Genomic DNA, 15750 nt, shown 5'->3' with positions numbered 1-15750 from the left:
TTATGAGTGAAGAAAAAAACTATTCTTATATAGATAGGGAAAAAAGTTGGTTGGCATTTAATGCTAGAGTTTTACAAGAAGCAGCCGACGATACAGTACCGTTACTTGAGCGACTTCGATTTTTAGGGATTTTTTCCAATAACTTAGATGAATTTTTTAGAGTAAGATTCGCAGCAGTGCGAAGACTTTCGCTTTCTGGTGTTTCTGGTGAAAAAGTCTTAGGAGGAATTTCAGCGCAACAATTAGTAAAAGATATTACCAAAATTGTAATTAAACAACAGTCGGAAAGTTTAAAAGTACTTAATAAAATTGAAAAGCAACTTGAGAAACAGAATATTATAATTGTTGACGAAACACAAGTTGACCAGTCACAAGAAGAATATATTAAAGATTTTTTTATTCAAAAAGTTAGCCAAGAATTGGTTACCATTATTCTTAACGATTTGGCTGAATTTCCATTATTGATTGATAATACTGGTTATTTGACGGTTAGATTAGTAATGAAAAGTGAAGAGAAATCATCTTCTGTTCTTGATATTGTAAAAAAGAAAAAGAAAGAAATCAGGTATGCTTTAATTGAAATCCCTAAGTCTTTTAATAGATTTTTTGTGCTTCCTCCAAAAGAGAACAAGCAATATATTATCCTTCTTGATGATGTTATTCGATTGAATTTGGCAAGCATATTTAATATTTTTGATTACGAAAGTATTTCTGTTCATATGATAAAAATCACTCGTGACGCTCAATTAGATATTGATAGTGACATGAGTAAAAGTATGCTAGAAAAAATAGCAACTTCTGTAAAAGATAGAAGAATTGGCGAACCTGTTCGTTTTGTTTACGACCAAGCGATTGAAAAAGATACGCTTCAATTTTTCTTAACCAAAATGGGAATTGAATCTACAGATAGTATTATTCCTGGTGGAAAATACCATAACCGTCGTGATTATATGTCGTTTCCAGATTTGGGCAGAAAGGATTTATTGTACCAACAAAAAGATCCGTTACCTGTCGAAGGACTTTCGTTGGATGGTAGTATTTTAAATCGTATTGCCAAAAAAGATTATTTGGTGCACACTCCATATCAATCCTATTCATATTTGATAAAATTTTTAAGAGAAGCAGCATTAGACCCAAAAGTAGTTTCAATAAGAATTACACTTTATCGTCTTGCAAAAAACTCTCAAATAATCAGTTCACTTATTAATGCAGCTAAGAATGGAAAGAAAGTAACCGTACAAATTGAACTTCAGGCACGTTTTGATGAAGCTACTAATATATCGTATGCCGAGTTGATGCAACAAGAAGGCATTGAACTTATTTTTGGTATTAAAGGATTAAAAGTTCACAGTAAAATTTGTGTAATTGAGCGACTTGAAAACGAAAAAATAAAACGTTACGGTTTTATTTCTACAGGAAACTTCAACGAATCAACTGCAAAAATTTATACTGATTTAACGCTTTTCACCTGTCATCAGCAAATACTAAAAGATGTAACCAAGATATTCGCCTTCTTTGATGTAAATTATAGAATTCATAGATATAAACATTTAATTGTCTCTCCTCATTATACACGAACTAGATTTAATAAGCTAATAGATAGGGAAATTCAAAATGCAAAAATGGGTAGACCTGCATACATGAATTTGAAAATGAATAGCCTTTCGGATTATCCTATAATTGATAAGTTATATGAAGCCAGTAATGCTGGAGTGAAAATAAAGTTACAAGTTAGAGGAATTTGTTCGCTAATACCTAGAGCCAAAGGCATGAGTGAAAATATAGAAGCCATTAGCATCGTTGATAATTATCTTGAACATTCGAGAGTATTTATTTTTTGCAATAATGACAATCCTGAAGTATTTATTTCTTCTGCCGATTTTATGCGAAGAAACCTTGATGGTAGAGTAGAAGTTACTTGTCCAATTTATGATGAAGACATAAAGAAAGCTATTATTGACACCTTCGAAATTGGCTGGAAAGGAAATGTGAAAGCACGCATCCATTCTGAAAATTTAGACAATCACTATAGAGTTAGAGCGAAAGACGAACCAGTATTTAGAGCACAATTTGAAACCTACAACTATTTTTTAGACCATAATAATGAAGTCTTGAATTCAAATTGTCCTTTACCCGAAAAAAATAAATAATGATTACTATTAAAAAATATGCAGCAATTGATATTGGTTCCAATGCCATGCGAATGCTCATATCTAATATTGTTGAACAACCCGGAAAAGAAACCCAATTCAATAAAAGTGCGCTCATCCGTGTGCCAATTCGTCTTGGTCAAGATGCATTTACCGTAGGCGAAATATCCGAAGACAATATTGACCGAATGGTTGATGCCATGAAAGCTTTCAAGCTTTTAATGAAAGTTTATAAAATAGAAAAGTATAAAGCCTGCGCTACTTCTGCTATGCGCGAAGCCTACAACGGAAAAGAAGTTGCCGATTATATCTACCAACAATCCGATATAATGATTGATATTATTGACGGCAAAAACGAAGCGGCAATTATTGCCTCAACCGATTTGCATTCGTTTATAAAAACAGACCAAGCCTATTTATATGTAGATGTTGGTGGTGGAAGTACGGAGTTTTCATTATTTAATGATGGTAAAATGATTGCTTCCAAATCGTTTAAAAACGGTACCGTTCGTTTGCTGAATGAAATGGTAAACGACATCGTTTGGCATGAAATTGAAAAATGGATAAAAACCAATACCCAAGAACTCGACAACGTGATACTTATAGGTTCGGGTGGAAACATCAATAAGATATTCAAGCTCTCGGGCAAACAGCAAGACCAACCGTTAACCTATTTATACCTCAATTCACAATACCAATACCTCAATTCGTTAACCTACGAACAGAGAATTGCCGAACTTGGGCTAAACACCGATAGAGCCGACGTGATTATACCTGCTACCAAAATATATCTCAACGCCATGAAATGGAGCGGTGCCACTAAAATTTATGTGCCAAAAATTGGTCTTGCCGATGGTATCGTGAAGGCTATGTATCAAGGGATGATTTAAATATCCAAATCAAAAGTTCGTTTAAGCAACTCAAGATTAGGATTAATTTCGTTCATGCGGTTGTACTTATCTTGTGCCGTGAATGCTTTTTTAGATTCTAAAGCTTCGTTTACTTTAACCTCAATTTTAATATCGTGATTGTGCAGTTTGCCACGAAGGTAACCTAGCAGTTCTGGCATTTCGCCTTCAAATTCTTCTTTAGAACTTTCGTTAGGAAGTTCATGAACAATGGTAGTACCTTCAAGAACAGGATCGTTTATGGTTAGTAACGAAGCAATAATCCGCTGACCTTTGTCTTCTTTTCGTTGGGCATATTTTACCCATTGTTCCAGCATTTGGGTTTCAGTAAATTCCTCATTGGGCAAATGAGTAACATCTTTATTAACTGATTTTTGACTTTCGGCTAGTTCTTTTTTAAGCGCAATACTTTTCAGCGAAAAGGCAGAAACTTTGGTTGAAGTATAATGGTCGGTTATTTTTGTTTCTACTTTTTCAGCAGTTACTGTTACTTCAGTTTTAAGCGTACAAACCTCTGAATCTGAAACTACATCTTGAGAACTCGAAACCTGCAATTCAGAACTTGAAACTTCAAGCTTGATATTTGAAACATTTTCTTTAGGACTAACAACCTTTTCAGCAATTGAAAATCCTTGTTTTTTGAAATAAGTTGGTGGAATTATAAAGTTAGCTTTTTTTTTTCTCCATCAAGAGTGATAGAGCAAAGCTGCATGAGGCAAAGTTCAACAAGCAAACGCTGGTTTTGTGATACTTTGTATTTCAAATCACAATCGTTTGCCAATTCAATACCTTTTAATAAAAAGTCTTGCGGAGCTTTTTGCGATTGTAGTCGGTATAATTCTTGAGTTTGCTCGCCAACTTCTAGTAATGATAATGTACTGGGATTTTTGGTAACCAATAAATCTCTAAAGTGCGATGCTAAACCTGCTATAAAATGATGACCATCAAAACCTTTAGATAACACTTCGTTATATGCAATTAAGGTTTCGGGTATTTTATTTTCAAGCAATAAATCAGTGATGGAAATATAGGTTTCATAATCGAGCACGTTCAAGTTTTCAGTAACTGCCTGACGGGTTAAATTATTTCCACAATACGAAACTACTCGGTCAAAAATGGACAGTGCATCACGCATAGCACCATCGGCTTTTTGAGCAATTATGTGTAAAGCATCTTCTTCAAAAGTAACATTTTGACTTTTGGCAACTTCTGCTAAATGTTCGCGAGCATCTTTTACGGTAATTCTTTTGAAGTCAAAAATTTGACAACGCGATAATATCGTTGGAATGATTTTATGTTTTTCGGTAGTAGCCAATATAAATATGGCGTGCTTTGGTGGCTCTTCTAATGTTTTCAAAAAAGCATTAAACGCTGCCGATGACAACATGTGAACCTCGTCAATAATATATACTTTATATTGTCCGGTTTGTGGTGGAATTCGAACTTGGTCAATTAAGTTTCTAATATCGTCAACCGAATTGTTAGAAGCAGCATCCAATTCGAAAACATTGAAAGCAAAATCTTCAAACGGATCATCATAACCAGGTTGATTAATTTTTCGAGCTAAGATTCTCGCGCATGTCGTTTTTCCAACACCTCTTGGACCAGTAAAAAGTAGGGCTTGTGCTAAGTGATTATTTTCAATAGCATTGAGTAAAGTATTGGTAATAGCTTGTTGTCCAACCACGTCTTTAAACGTTTGCGGACGATACTTACGAGCTGATACAACAAATTGTTCCATTACTTTTTTATTGGATTACAAATATAGAATTTTTGTTGGTTTGGTTAATTGGGATTACTATTATTTAGAAAAAAGTTTTCAGCAAAATGTGAATAAAATATAATCAATAAACCTTATAAATTTCCTTTGATGCTTAACTCTCTTAAAACTTGTGCAGCGTGACTTTCGGAATTAGCAGAATATCCAGCTACGAAAACACCTTTATCGCCTTTGGTGGATTTAATTCCGTATACTACCGCTGAATCATCAGGATTAGAATCGCCTTCATACCTATATATATGTATGATTTCAAAATGCGCAGGATTTTGTTCTATAACATCTTCCTGAAGGTTAAAATCAACAGTAAACCCTTTCTCTTTTAATTCTTCTAATGCTTTAGAAACGGAAGCGTAGTGATATCTGTTTTTCATGATAGAATAATTTATATAAATATAGTAAATCAATTCTAAAATTCCCAATGAGTAATTGGTAATTGATTACTTTTGCAGCGCAGACCGCCTTATCGTTCGCCTCGGCGGAAGGAAAGTCCGGACACCACAGAGTAGCATATTGGGTAACACCCAACCGTTGAAGGACGAGGACAAGTGCAACAGAAAGCAGGTACAGGTAATGCTGTAGTGAAACCAGGTAAACTCTATGCGGTGAAATTCCAAGTATATCGGCATTTAAGGATTACTCGTCCGTTGTCGAAGGGTAGGAAGCTTGAGCCAACAAGTAATTGTTGGTCTAGATAAATGATAAGGGTTCGCCTCGGCGGATACAGAATCCGGCTTATAGGTCTGCATTTTTTTTATTTATTCTTCAGTTGCTATTTCAAAGAAACTAAAAACAGAACCACCATAATTTCTGGCAGAAGTAAAAAATTCTAAATGTTCTAAACTGGTATGTTTTGAATGTTCTATGATGAGCATTCCTTCTTCTGAAAGGATGTTGTTTTTAAAAACCAACTCAGGTATTTTCTCAAAGTCTTTTTGGGGTAAATCATACGGTGGATCGGCAAAAACAATATCGTAGCTTTCTTGATGTTTTTCTAAAAAAGTAAACACATCTGATTTAATGGGTACAATATCAAAACTAAATTCTGCTGCAGTTTTTTTGATGAAGTTTACACAACCCATATCGGCATCAACGCATAAAATAGTATCACTACCGCGCGAGGCAAACTCATAACTTATATTACCCGTACCAGCAAATAAATCGAGGATTGTTAATTCTGTAAAGTTGAAATGATTGTTGAGTATGTTGAATAATGCTTCTTTACTCATATCAGTCGTTGGGCGAACAGGTAAGTTTTTTGGAGCTTGTATTCTTCTACCTTTATATTTTCCAGAAATTATTCTCATGAATTTAGCAGGATAAAATGTTCTCTTAGTTGTTTTTCTGAAAAAGAACTGTTATTGGTATCAACTTCCATTAAAGAAACATTTCGGATGTATTTATAAGCAATTTTGAATAGAATGCTTTCTTCATCAATGGTACCAAGGAATTCTAAATTGAAGTTTTCTGGATTTAGATATAACTGTTCTGCAGTGAAAAGCACATAATAAATAAAATCTTCGGGTGTTTTATATTCAAATGAATTATAGAGTTCTAGTTTTTGATTTTTGATGACTACTATTTCAAAATGTGTTTCGGCAACATGAACAAACATTTTTCTGTCAAAAGAATTTCTTGATTTGTCTAACAGTTTTTCTACCAAAATACTATTGGCGTGTTTGTAATCAAAAGTTCCAAATTGGTCAATGAAATAGTTGTTCATATTGACATAAGGAATATAAACGTTATTCATTTCATAATTATCAATAGCATCAAAGGTGAAAAAATCGGTTTCAAATACTTTGGTATTGAATTGAAGATAGCTTCCAATATATTCTTCATCAAAAAGAGCAGTTGGAACAAACGTAGAAAGATTATTGCTGTGGATGATTAAAACATCATCATAACCTGCTTTAAGTTCAGGATATTTTATAAATGCTTCTCCAAAAAGTTCTTCGATAGGCGTATTTTTTTGAAAATTACCCATAGGTATTTTTTCAAATGTTTGCGCTTTGTTTGAAATAGTATCAAAACAAGCAAAAGATAAACCATTCAATGATACTTGAATAACAAGTTTTTTATAGGTTTTGTTTGTGATACTTGTGTTTTGATACATTAAAAGGCGTTCTTGTTTAGAAAAAACAAACTTACGAAAATCAGCGACAATTGCAATGTTAATAATTTACGGAATTTGAAGTTGTATAAAACCTTATCTTTGAACTTCAACAAAAAGTAATAACCCTTCATGACTTCAAGCCAGTTTTACAGTATTCTTAAAAACAAATTTCCATTTCAACCAACTGTAAAACAGGATATTTTTTTTCAACAGATTGCTGTTTTTTTAACTAATAATAATGCGGATGAGGTTTTTCTCTTAAAAGGTTATGCCGGAACAGGAAAAACTACTGTGATTTCGGAGTTGGTCAATAATCTTGCAGTAGTTCAAAAAAAGTATGTATTACTGGCACCAACTGGTCGTGCTGCCAAAGTAATTGCCAATTATTCCAACAAAGCTGCTTTTACCATTCACAAAAAAATTTATTATCCTAAAAAAGGAAAGAATGGTTCCGTTGGTTTTACTTTAAAAGAAAACAAGCATACCAATACGGTTTTTATCATTGATGAATCGTCAATGATTTCGGATGTTGATACTGATTCAAAACTTTATGAAAATGGTTCTTTGCTTGATGATTTGATTTCGTATGTTTATCAAGGAACGAATTGTAAATTAATTTTGATAGGCGATACTGCTCAGTTGCCGCCAGTTCAATTGGATATTAGTCCGGCTTTAAATGTTGATACTTTATCTTTGAATTATAATAAAGAAGTTTTTTTTATAGAATTGGACGAAGTAATGCGTCAGGAAGAGAAATCGGGGATTTTGTATAACGCTACAGAATTGCGAGAACTATTGAAAGAAAGTTTTATAACCGATTTTAAATTCCAATTAAAAGGATTTAAAGACATCGTACGATTAGTAGATGGATTTGACATTCAAGATGCTATTCAAAGTGCTTACCAAAATTATAGTATTGAAGATACTTGTTTTATTGTTCGTTCTAACAAAAGAGCCAACCAATACAATCAGCAAATTAGAACTAAGATTTTGGATAAAGAAAGTGAACTTTCGGTTGGAGATTTCTTGATGGTGGTGAAGAACAATTATTTTTGGCTGAAAGATTCAGACGAAGCAGGTTTTATTGCTAACGGTGATATTGTGGAAGTTTTGGAAATCTTTTCGTTTAAAGAATTGTATGGGTTTAATTTTGCGAAAGTAAAAATCAGAATGGTTGATTATCCGAATCAACGACCATTAGAAACTATAGTTTTACTAAATACTATTACCAGCGAATCACCATCGTTAACTTATGAGGAAAGCAATCGATTGTATCAAGAAGTGATGAAAGATTATGAAGGCGAAGCGCAGTATAGAAAGTTTTTGAAAACAAAAAACAATGAATACTTCAATGCTTTGCAAGTAAAATTCTCTTATGCTATTACGTGTCACAAAAGTCAAGGCGGACAATGGAATACCGTTTTTATCGAACAACCTTATTTGCCTAACGGTATTGATGTTGATTATGTTCGTTGGTTATATACTGCTATTACTAGAGCGAAAGATAAATTGTATTTGATTGGATTTAAGGAAGATAGTTTTGAGGAAAATTAATAATAAGTAATATTATAAGTAGTTTTATCAATCTGTTTTCCATCTAAAAACCGATTTCTGACAATTATATTCCCTTTTTTATCATAAACATTATTGTATGTAACAGTTTCTATGATACTGTTGTCATTTTTATAATATGTTTTTTTAGTTAGGTTTCCTTTTTTGTCAATCTCAAAGGTGAAATAATTTTTATCAAAAGTTGGACTCTTAATAATGTATCCTTTTTTATTGAAAAGCTTTTTAGTTTCCACAGTTGTTGAAATAATAGTGTCAAAAGATTTTCTTGAAATAAAAGAACGTTTTTTATAATCGTATTCAGTTTTAGTTAACGTTTTGTTTTTACCAAAATAAGTAAGTTGTTCTTCAATTGGATTATGATATTTATCAAACTTTTTTGTTTTAACTAAAAATGTTTGTTTATCGTCAAATGATTTTTCTTCAATCAGATTATTGTTTTCATCATACTTATAAGTGGTTTTTGAATTATTTTTTTCATTCAAAGGTATTTTTTCAATAAGTTGATTATTAACGTAGATATAGTTGTTTTCATTCACTTTATCTTCTGTAACTATTTTTTCGTGAATGACATTATTATTTGTATCAAAATCTAATACTGTTGTTTTTACTAGTAAAATAGTGTCTTTGTTGATGTACTTATATTCATAGTTTTTTATTTCCATGGATTTAAGTTTTCCAACTAAACTTTGCGTATAATCTTTGTCAAAGTCTTTGATTTTTGCTGGACTACAAGCAACTAAAAATAGAATAAGAAACAATGAAACTAGCTTTATCATTTTGAAGTGTTTTTATTACTTCCGAAAATAATAAAAAAATGTAAAGAAAAAGCCATTATTATTAAAATAATCGCTTTAAAAGTTTTTAGTATTGATTTTATTATTGTTTGATAATTCTTTCGGTGTTAGTTCCTTTATCAAAATTCATTTTTAAAAAATAAATGCCTTTTGAATAATTGGTTAAATCTAATTTTAAGTCTTTATCATTATAGACGCTAGAGACTAATATTCTTCCTTGTGAATCTATTAATTGATAAGAATTGATTACGTCAGTACCTTTTATATTGATGAAATCAGAACTAGGATTAGGATAGATATCATAGCTGTACGACTCTATATCATTGATGTTAAGTGCTGCACTTTCACCTTGTATGTAAAGAGAGACAGGAATGTATCCCTGACCATCAACAAAAACAGCTTCAGGAACCTCAATTTTGAAAGAATGACTTCCAGCAGTTAAATTATTCATCCCTATAGTTCTAATTGGGATTTTTGCTCCAGGACACCAATTACTAAATGATTGCCATTGAGCAGGAGTTCTAGGAGTTGATCCATAAATTCCATTTCCTTGAGTATTGTATATTCTATAAGGTTCACAAGTTGATTCGCCTGGTTTGTAAGTTAAAATTGAATTATTATCGTGATAAATATAATGCCATCTTCGGTTATATTCTTCACCTCCAGCATTTGCACCATGATTGGAAGTTATTAAATAATAACTTGCATTATTAATGTCTTGAGGTAATATGTAATTAATAGTTCTAATTGTTTGTCCTATAACATCAGTAGCATTTGTTTGATAATTGTTTAAATCCTTTTTGAAATTTAGCGGGAGCAAAAATGTGTTTTCAGGGCTAAAAGAGTTTGTGTTAGTTATAAAATTTAATGTTCCATAAAAAACATCATTTCTTCCGCTACATCCAACAACTTGAGTTTGGGCTGCATATGGAACTCCAAAAACTTCTAGTTCTACCCAAAAATCATAATTTAGATTAATTGTAGTATCTTTAAGTATCTTAGCAATATTACTTACTGTAAAAGAATATGGAACAGAAGTGGGAGAAATGTTTTTATTCATAAATGGAGTTATAAATCTTCCTATTTCTATTTTAAGAGCAGTGTTAGTGTCATAAGTTAAATTTCCCTTTGGCACTAATACTAGATTTACATTTCCAATTCTATCATAATTGTCACACGCAGCAGAAATGGTTACATCTAATTGAAGTATATTGCCAATTTGTGCTAATTGTTCTTGAGTCAATTTAGTTGTAAATAAATCATTTCTTAATCTAAAAACATCAGGTGGAGTTGGTGCACTTACTAAGCCAGCATAACCATCATAAAATAAAACATTGTCGTAGACATTAATGTATGTTTGAGCTTTAGAAGTTGTAAAAAAGGAGGAAATTAAAAAAAGTAATAGTAGTTTTGTTTTCATAAATTATGTTAGTTAGTTGTTTTTACAAATTTAGGTAAAACAATTAACTTTTTAAGTTTACTCATTGTCTAAAATGGTTTTTAATTTAACTTTGAAAGAAAATTTTCTGTAAATAAATCAATGAAAGTTATAGCCGTAATTCCTGCACGATACGCTTCTACACGATTTCCTGCTAAATTGATGCAAGATTTGTGTGGAAAAACAGTTATTCAAAGAACTTATGAAGCTGCCATAAATACTAATTTATTTAGCGATGTTTTTGTAGTAACTGATAGTGTATTGATATATGATGAAATCATCAATAACGGAGGCAAAGCTATTATGAGTATCAAAGAACATGAAAGTGGAAGTGATAGAATTGCAGAAGCTGTCGAGAATTTGAATGTTGATATAGTAGTGAATGTTCAAGGTGATGAACCTTTTATAAATGCTGAACCGTTAGCTAAAGTAATAGATGTTTTTTTCAATGATTTTGAGCAAAAAGTTGATTTAGCTTCACTGATGTTTGAAATTACTGATGAAGAAGAAATCAATAATCCTAATAATGTAAAAGTTGTAACTGACCAAAATGGTTTTGCTTTGTATTTTTCACGTTCAGTGATTCCTTATCCTAGAGAGAAAAATGTTGGGGTTCGTTATATGAAACACATCGGAATTTATGCATTTAGAAAACAAGCTTTATTAGATTTCTATCATTTACCAATGAAATCATTAGAAGCATCTGAAAAGTTAGAACAATTACGTTATCTTGAATTTGGAAAACGTATTAAAATGGTAGGAACGAATCAGGGCAGCATTGGAATAGATACTCCTGAAGATTTAGAAAAAGCACGCCAGCTTTTAGGATAGTTTTTTTATGGTAAACAATTCATTATGAATTTCAACTTTTGGATACATTCTTAATGAATAATTGTCTTTAAATTTCGATTTATAGAGTTCATTTCTTCTTTTATCTTCTTCAGAAATCACCATAGTATTGAATAAAATAAATCCATTTGTATTTAATAAAAAATTAATACGCTGAATAAAGAAATCCTGAAATAAGAAACTTGGCATCGTTGTATCTTGAAAAATATCTATAATAATCAAATCGTATTTTTCTTTAGTACGCAATACAAACTCAAAAGCATCATCGATTATGATTTCTAGATTTTGAACTTTATCTAACTCAAAGTATTTATTAGCAATTTCAACGATTTCTTTATCAATTTCAATCCCAGTAATTTTTCCTTTGAATTTAATTTCGTCTACCAATGTTTTGATAACACTTCCGCCAGCAACACCAAGTATTAATACTGAATCAAATTTTCTTATTCTTTCAAATCCAATATACCTTAAACCTTTTCTAAGTATGCGTTGAAGACTACCATATGAATAATTTGTATTTTTACTATCTAAAACCAATTGACCGTTATTCCAAGTTACTTCTAAAGAACGGCTCAGTTCAGAGTTCTTTTTGTAGATTGTAATGGGCAATAAATAGCTGAATAGTTTTTTAATCATTGGAAATCTAATTTTCTCAAATGTAAAACATAAATACTAATTTTACGAAAATATTAGTCATGCGAAGACAACTATATAAATTTATCTTTTTCAAACTTTTAGGCTGGAAAATCAATGGAACCATTGATGAAGAGTTAAAAAAATGTGTCATAATAGTGATTCCCCATACCTGTAATTTTGATTTTTTTATTGGATTATTCACTAGAGGAATTATGAATATGGAAATGAATTTTGTGGGCAAAAAAGAATTATTTGTTTTTCCGTTTGGATATTATTTTAGAAGTATTGGTGGCGCAGCTTTAGATAGAAGTGGTGGAAAAAATTTAGTTGATGCTATTGTTGATATTTTTAATTCAAGAAAAGTATTTCGTTTGGCTATTGCTCCAGAAGGAACTCGAAAAAAAGTTTCTGAACTTAGAACAGGATTTTATTATATTGCTCTAAAAGCTGGTGTTCCAATTGTTCCGGTTGCATTTGATTATGAAAAAAAAGAAGTTAAAATAGGTAATCCTTTTAATCCAACTGGTAATTATGATGAAGATTTTAAACTCATTTCTAACTTTTATAAAGGTGTAAAAGGAAGATTTCCTGAAAGACAAATAAATTTTTAAAACCAAGATTGTTTTTTTTTCGTAAATAAGATTGTCAATAATCAACAAAATTATTAATTATGAAAAAAACAATTTTAACTTCGGTGCTGTTATCAGCAATTTTGTTCTCATGTAGTAATGATAACAATGAATCTTTGGACCAATTAGAACGTTCGGCCAACAAAGATTTTAAACTATTTACAACAAGTAATACAACAGGAAGTGTTTCTGTTACTGACTTGAATTCTTCATTCCAAGATTACAATTCTTTTTTAGTTGCTTCAACAGATGCTGATGGTGCTTATTATTATCCAAATTCTGATGAAGTTGTTTTTGCTTCAAGAACCAATAATCGATTGGAAGTCTATAACAATGTAGCTAACGCATTAGCTACAAATGCAGCAATGTTAAGTCTTTCACAATTTAGCACTTCTGATTTCAACAATCCAAGAGAAATATCAGTTGATGGAGATAAAATTGTTGTTGCACAAGATCAAAGTGCTGCCAATTCAAACACTAACAAGCTAGTTGTTTATCAAAAAACAAATTCAGGATTGACCTTACTAAATTCGTATACAGTAAACTTCAAAACTTGGGGAATTCATTTAGAAGGAAATACACTTTATGCAGTAGCTGATTTAACTTCAGATTTAGTAGTTTTTGAAAATTTCTTCAGTAATATGGATGGAGATATTCTTCCAACAAAAAGAGTAACTATTGAAGGATTGGTTAGAACTCATGGTATTACGTATTCTAAAAGAAGCAATACAATGGTTTTAACAGATGTTGGAAGCGCAGCATCAGATTCGGATGGTGGAATAATTGTTATAAAAGGATTTACAGATGTTCTGTCACAAACACCAAATATGGGAACAATTGCTATGAACAAACAAACAAGAATTTATGGTTCGCAAACATTATTAGGAAATCCTGTCGATGTAGCTTACGATAATTTCACAAAACAGATTTATGTTGCAGAAAGATTAAATGGCGGAGGAAGACTTTTAGTTTTTGATTTGCCGCGTTCAAATACAAACACTACACCTGTTGATATGAGAAATGAAGCAGGAATTTCTAGTGTTTATTTATACAGAGAATAAATGGTTGGTTAAAATTTGTTTGAAACCTTCATCAGTAAAATGGTGAAGGTTTTTTTTTGAGCATTTGTTTAGCTATTTTTGGACTATGAATTATGATAAACTCCATCAAGAATATAAAGATAACAGCATTTTTGGAAGATATATTTCATTGAAGCACATTGAACCATTGTTGTTAAAATATAATGCCAAAGTAATTGGGAAATCAGTAATAGACAAACCAATTTATAAATTAGAATTAGGAAGTGGCAAAACAAAGATTTTGATGTGGTCGCAAATGCATGGAAATGAAAGCACTACTACAAAGGCATTATTTGATTTTTTAAACTTTCTTCATTCAAATAACTCGCAAAGCAAAGTAATTCTTGAAAATTTTACGTTTTGTTTATTGCCTATGTTGAATCCCGATGGAGCAGAAGCATATACAAGAGTTAACGCCAATGAAATAGACTTGAACAGAGATTCACAAAATTTAAGTCAACCTGAAAGTAAGATTCTGCGAAATACATTTGAAAATTTCCAACCAGATTATTGCTATAATCTTCACGACCAGCGAACTATTTTTGGAGTTGCCGACACAGGAAAACCAGCAACAGTATCATTTTTAGCGCCAGCATTTGATGAAGCAAGAAATTGGAATCAATGTCGCCAAAAAGCAGCTAAAGTAATTGTTAGTATGAACAATGAATTGCAAAAAATAATACCAGGACAAATTGGTCGTTTTGACGATTCATTCAACATAAATTGTGTAGGCGATATGTTTCAGTCATTAAATGTGCCTACAGTTCTTTTTGAAGCAGGTCATTTCCCAAATGATTATGAAAGAGAAATTACCCGAAAATTTATTTTTATTGCTTTATTTTCAGGAATTAAACAAATTTACGAAAACGATATAGTTTGCAACGAAATTGAAGATTATTTGAATATTCCGCAAAATAAAGTTAATTTTTATGATTTTGTTTATAAAAATGTCAAAATAAATTATGATAATTTAGAAAAATGTTTGAATTTTGCAGCGCAGTACACAGAAGTTCTTAATCACGAGAAAATCGAGTTTGAAGCAAGAATTGCTCAAGTCGATAATTTAGAAAATTATTTTGGTCACATAGAGTTTGACGCTAATGGAGAACACTTTTTTGACGGTGAAAATAAGTTTCCACAAAATGACAAGAAAGCTGATTTTTTGATAGGAAATCGCATGAAATTTGTTAATGGATTAAAGATTTGTTAATAAATTCTTTTCTTTAATGAAAATAATGTACTTTTGGGCTTTTAAAATTGACAAACAAAAATAAATACAATGAGTAAGTTTAAATTAGATGAAGTTGATCTACAAATATTAGATATGTTAATTGACAACACCAGAATTCCTTTTACTGATATTGCAAAAAGATTATTGATTTCTGCTGGAACCGTTCATGTTAGAGTTAAAAAGATGGAAGACCAAGGTATTATTATGGGTTCGTCTTTAACTTTAGATTATGAAAAATTAGGATATTCATTCATTGCTTATGTTGGTGTGTTTTTAAACAATACTTCACAAACTAAATTTGTTTTAGAAAGAATAAATGAAATTCCATATGTAACAGTTGCTCACGTAACTACAGGTAAATTTAATATTTTCTGTAAAATAAGAGCAAAAGATACTAAACATGCAAAGGATGTAATTTTTATGATTGATGATATTGAAGGTGTTTACAGAACTGAAACTATGATTTCACTTGAAGAAAGTATCAATGATAAAAAGCGTTTAATGCATACTATATTTCAAGAGTTAGACTAAATACATTTTTTATTAAATATACAAACCTCAAGTTTTTTGC

The 15750-nt window shown here is 31.1% G+C and carries 16 protein-coding genes and 1 other RNA gene; 9 read left to right on the top strand and 8 right to left on the bottom strand.

Annotated elements, in window-relative coordinates; translation table 11 throughout:
- Nucleotides 1-2: 2 nt before the first annotated feature.
- Entirely contained in the window at nucleotides 3-2150 is a 2148-nt protein-coding gene (gene ppk1, locus RN605_RS03655; protein WP_313322308.1) for a polyphosphate kinase 1, read from the top strand.
- Complete coding sequence (locus RN605_RS03650; RefSeq protein ID WP_313322306.1) at nucleotides 2150-3040, top strand: Ppx/GppA phosphatase family protein; 891 nt, start codon at nucleotides 2150-2152, stop codon at nucleotides 3038-3040. The genes ppk1 and RN605_RS03650 overlap by 1 nt, the downstream gene beginning before the upstream one ends.
- Here RN605_RS03650 and RN605_RS03645 read toward each other — a convergent pair.
- From RN605_RS03645 to RN605_RS03635, 3 genes are all read right to left on the bottom strand, one after another.
- Nucleotides 3037-3612: a DNA polymerase III subunit gamma/tau gene (locus tag RN605_RS03645; RefSeq protein ID WP_313322304.1), complete on the bottom strand. Its 576-nt coding sequence runs from the start codon at nucleotides 3610-3612 to the stop codon at nucleotides 3037-3039. The genes RN605_RS03650 and RN605_RS03645 overlap by 4 nt on opposite strands.
- Before the next feature lie 104 nt (nucleotides 3613-3716).
- Nucleotides 3717-4799 carry a DNA polymerase III subunit gamma/tau gene (dnaX, locus tag RN605_RS03640; protein ID WP_313322302.1) on the bottom strand — a complete coding sequence of 361 codons (1083 nt, stop codon included), beginning with the start codon at nucleotides 4797-4799 and terminating at the stop codon, nucleotides 3717-3719.
- A gap of 113 nt (nucleotides 4800-4912) precedes the next feature.
- On the bottom strand, nucleotides 4913-5209 hold the full coding sequence (locus RN605_RS03635) for a hypothetical protein (RefSeq protein WP_313322301.1): 297 nt from the start codon (nucleotides 5207-5209) through the stop codon (nucleotides 4913-4915).
- A gap of 76 nt (nucleotides 5210-5285) precedes the next feature.
- Here RN605_RS03635 and rnpB point away from each other — a divergent pair.
- Nucleotides 5286-5589, top strand: an RNA gene (gene rnpB, locus RN605_RS03630) — RNase P RNA component class A.
- A 4-nt stretch (nucleotides 5590-5593) separates the two neighbouring features.
- Here the strand turns inward: rnpB and RN605_RS03625 are convergent.
- Nucleotides 5594-6142 (bottom strand): RsmD family RNA methyltransferase, encoded by a 549-nt coding sequence (locus RN605_RS03625; protein ID WP_313322300.1) that lies wholly within the window; start codon nucleotides 6140-6142, stop codon nucleotides 5594-5596.
- Nucleotides 6139-6951 (bottom strand): DUF3822 family protein, encoded by an 813-nt coding sequence (locus RN605_RS03620; protein WP_313322299.1) that lies wholly within the window; start codon nucleotides 6949-6951, stop codon nucleotides 6139-6141. The genes RN605_RS03625 and RN605_RS03620 overlap by 4 nt, the downstream gene beginning before the upstream one ends.
- 129 nt (nucleotides 6952-7080) lie before the next feature.
- Here RN605_RS03620 and RN605_RS03615 point away from each other — a divergent pair, with 129 nt between their 5' ends.
- A complete protein-coding gene (locus RN605_RS03615; RefSeq protein WP_313322298.1) occupies nucleotides 7081-8505 on the top strand; it encodes an ATP-dependent DNA helicase in 1425 nt (474 codons plus the stop codon).
- Here the strand turns inward: RN605_RS03615 and RN605_RS03610 are convergent.
- Complete coding sequence (locus RN605_RS03610) at nucleotides 8502-9299, bottom strand: hypothetical protein (RefSeq protein ID WP_313322297.1); 798 nt, start codon at nucleotides 9297-9299, stop codon at nucleotides 8502-8504. The two genes, RN605_RS03615 and RN605_RS03610, sit on opposite strands and share 4 nt — an antisense overlap.
- A gap of 100 nt (nucleotides 9300-9399) precedes the next feature.
- Complete coding sequence (locus RN605_RS03605; protein ID WP_313322296.1) at nucleotides 9400-10737, bottom strand: peptide-N-glycosidase F-related protein; 1338 nt, start codon at nucleotides 10735-10737, stop codon at nucleotides 9400-9402.
- Between the two features lie 120 nt (nucleotides 10738-10857).
- On the opposite strand from RN605_RS03605, the gene kdsB reads away from it, so the two are divergent.
- Complete coding sequence (gene kdsB / locus RN605_RS03600) at nucleotides 10858-11586, top strand: 3-deoxy-manno-octulosonate cytidylyltransferase (RefSeq protein ID WP_313322294.1); 729 nt, start codon at nucleotides 10858-10860, stop codon at nucleotides 11584-11586.
- Here kdsB and RN605_RS03595 read toward each other — a convergent pair.
- Nucleotides 11578-12240, bottom strand: coding sequence for a spermidine synthase (locus RN605_RS03595; protein ID WP_313322292.1), 663 nt, complete (start codon nucleotides 12238-12240; stop codon nucleotides 11578-11580). The two genes, kdsB and RN605_RS03595, sit on opposite strands and share 9 nt — an antisense overlap.
- Nucleotides 12241-12299: 59 nt before the next feature.
- Here RN605_RS03595 and RN605_RS03590 point away from each other — a divergent pair, with 59 nt between their 5' ends.
- The 4 genes from RN605_RS03590 (at nucleotide 12300) to RN605_RS03575 (ending at nucleotide 15710) form a co-directional block, all read left to right on the top strand.
- Nucleotides 12300-12851 (top strand): 1-acyl-sn-glycerol-3-phosphate acyltransferase, encoded by a 552-nt coding sequence (locus RN605_RS03590; protein ID WP_313322291.1) that lies wholly within the window; start codon nucleotides 12300-12302, stop codon nucleotides 12849-12851.
- 59 nt (nucleotides 12852-12910) lie between these two features.
- Complete coding sequence (locus RN605_RS03585) at nucleotides 12911-13930, top strand: hypothetical protein (protein ID WP_313322290.1); 1020 nt, start codon at nucleotides 12911-12913, stop codon at nucleotides 13928-13930.
- An 85-nt stretch (nucleotides 13931-14015) separates the two neighbouring features.
- Complete coding sequence (locus RN605_RS03580; protein WP_313322288.1) at nucleotides 14016-15158, top strand: M14 family metallopeptidase; 1143 nt, start codon at nucleotides 14016-14018, stop codon at nucleotides 15156-15158.
- Nucleotides 15159-15227: 69 nt separating this feature from the next.
- Nucleotides 15228-15710, top strand: a complete 483-nt coding sequence (locus RN605_RS03575; RefSeq protein WP_313322287.1) for an Lrp/AsnC family transcriptional regulator — start codon at nucleotides 15228-15230, stop codon at nucleotides 15708-15710.
- Nucleotides 15711-15750: the final 40 nt, after the last annotated feature.

The sequence above is a fragment of the Flavobacterium sp. PMTSA4 genome (genome assembly GCF_032098525.1).
GTDB lineage: Bacteria > Bacteroidota > Bacteroidia > Flavobacteriales > Flavobacteriaceae > Flavobacterium > Flavobacterium capsici.
Note: the sequence above shows the minus strand (reverse complement) of the source record. Positions and strands in the feature narration are given on the sequence as shown.

Bases quoted from the DNA above. Each gene is read 5' to 3' on its own strand.
- RN605_RS03610 (WP_313322297.1), bottom strand. From the start codon at position 9,299: ATGATAAAGCTAGTTTCATTGTTTCTTATTCTATTTTTAGTTGCTTGT.
- RN605_RS03620 (WP_313322299.1), bottom strand. From the start codon at position 6,951: ATGTATCAAAACACAAGTATCACAAACAAAACCTATAAAAAACTTGTT.
- RN605_RS03650 (WP_313322306.1), top strand. From the start codon at position 2,150: ATGATTACTATTAAAAAATATGCAGCAATTGATATTGGTTCCAATGCC.
- RN605_RS03580 (WP_313322288.1), top strand. From the start codon at position 14,016: ATGAATTATGATAAACTCCATCAAGAATATAAAGATAACAGCATTTTT.
- RN605_RS03595 (WP_313322292.1), bottom strand. From the start codon at position 12,240: ATGATTAAAAAACTATTCAGCTATTTATTGCCCATTACAATCTACAAA.
- RN605_RS03585 (WP_313322290.1), top strand. From the start codon at position 12,911: ATGAAAAAAACAATTTTAACTTCGGTGCTGTTATCAGCAATTTTGTTC.
- RN605_RS03575 (WP_313322287.1), top strand. From the start codon at position 15,228: ATGAGTAAGTTTAAATTAGATGAAGTTGATCTACAAATATTAGATATG.
- RN605_RS03605 (WP_313322296.1), bottom strand. From the start codon at position 10,737: ATGAAAACAAAACTACTATTACTTTTTTTAATTTCCTCCTTTTTTACA.
- ppk1 (WP_313322308.1), top strand. From the start codon at position 3: ATGAGTGAAGAAAAAAACTATTCTTATATAGATAGGGAAAAAAGTTGG.
- RN605_RS03635 (WP_313322301.1), bottom strand. From the start codon at position 5,209: ATGAAAAACAGATATCACTACGCTTCCGTTTCTAAAGCATTAGAAGAA.
- dnaX (WP_313322302.1), bottom strand. From the start codon at position 4,799: ATGGAACAATTTGTTGTATCAGCTCGTAAGTATCGTCCGCAAACGTTT.
- RN605_RS03625 (WP_313322300.1), bottom strand. From the start codon at position 6,142: ATGAGAATAATTTCTGGAAAATATAAAGGTAGAAGAATACAAGCTCCA.
- kdsB (WP_313322294.1), top strand. From the start codon at position 10,858: ATGAAAGTTATAGCCGTAATTCCTGCACGATACGCTTCTACACGATTT.
- RN605_RS03615 (WP_313322298.1), top strand. From the start codon at position 7,081: ATGACTTCAAGCCAGTTTTACAGTATTCTTAAAAACAAATTTCCATTT.
- RN605_RS03590 (WP_313322291.1), top strand. From the start codon at position 12,300: ATGCGAAGACAACTATATAAATTTATCTTTTTCAAACTTTTAGGCTGG.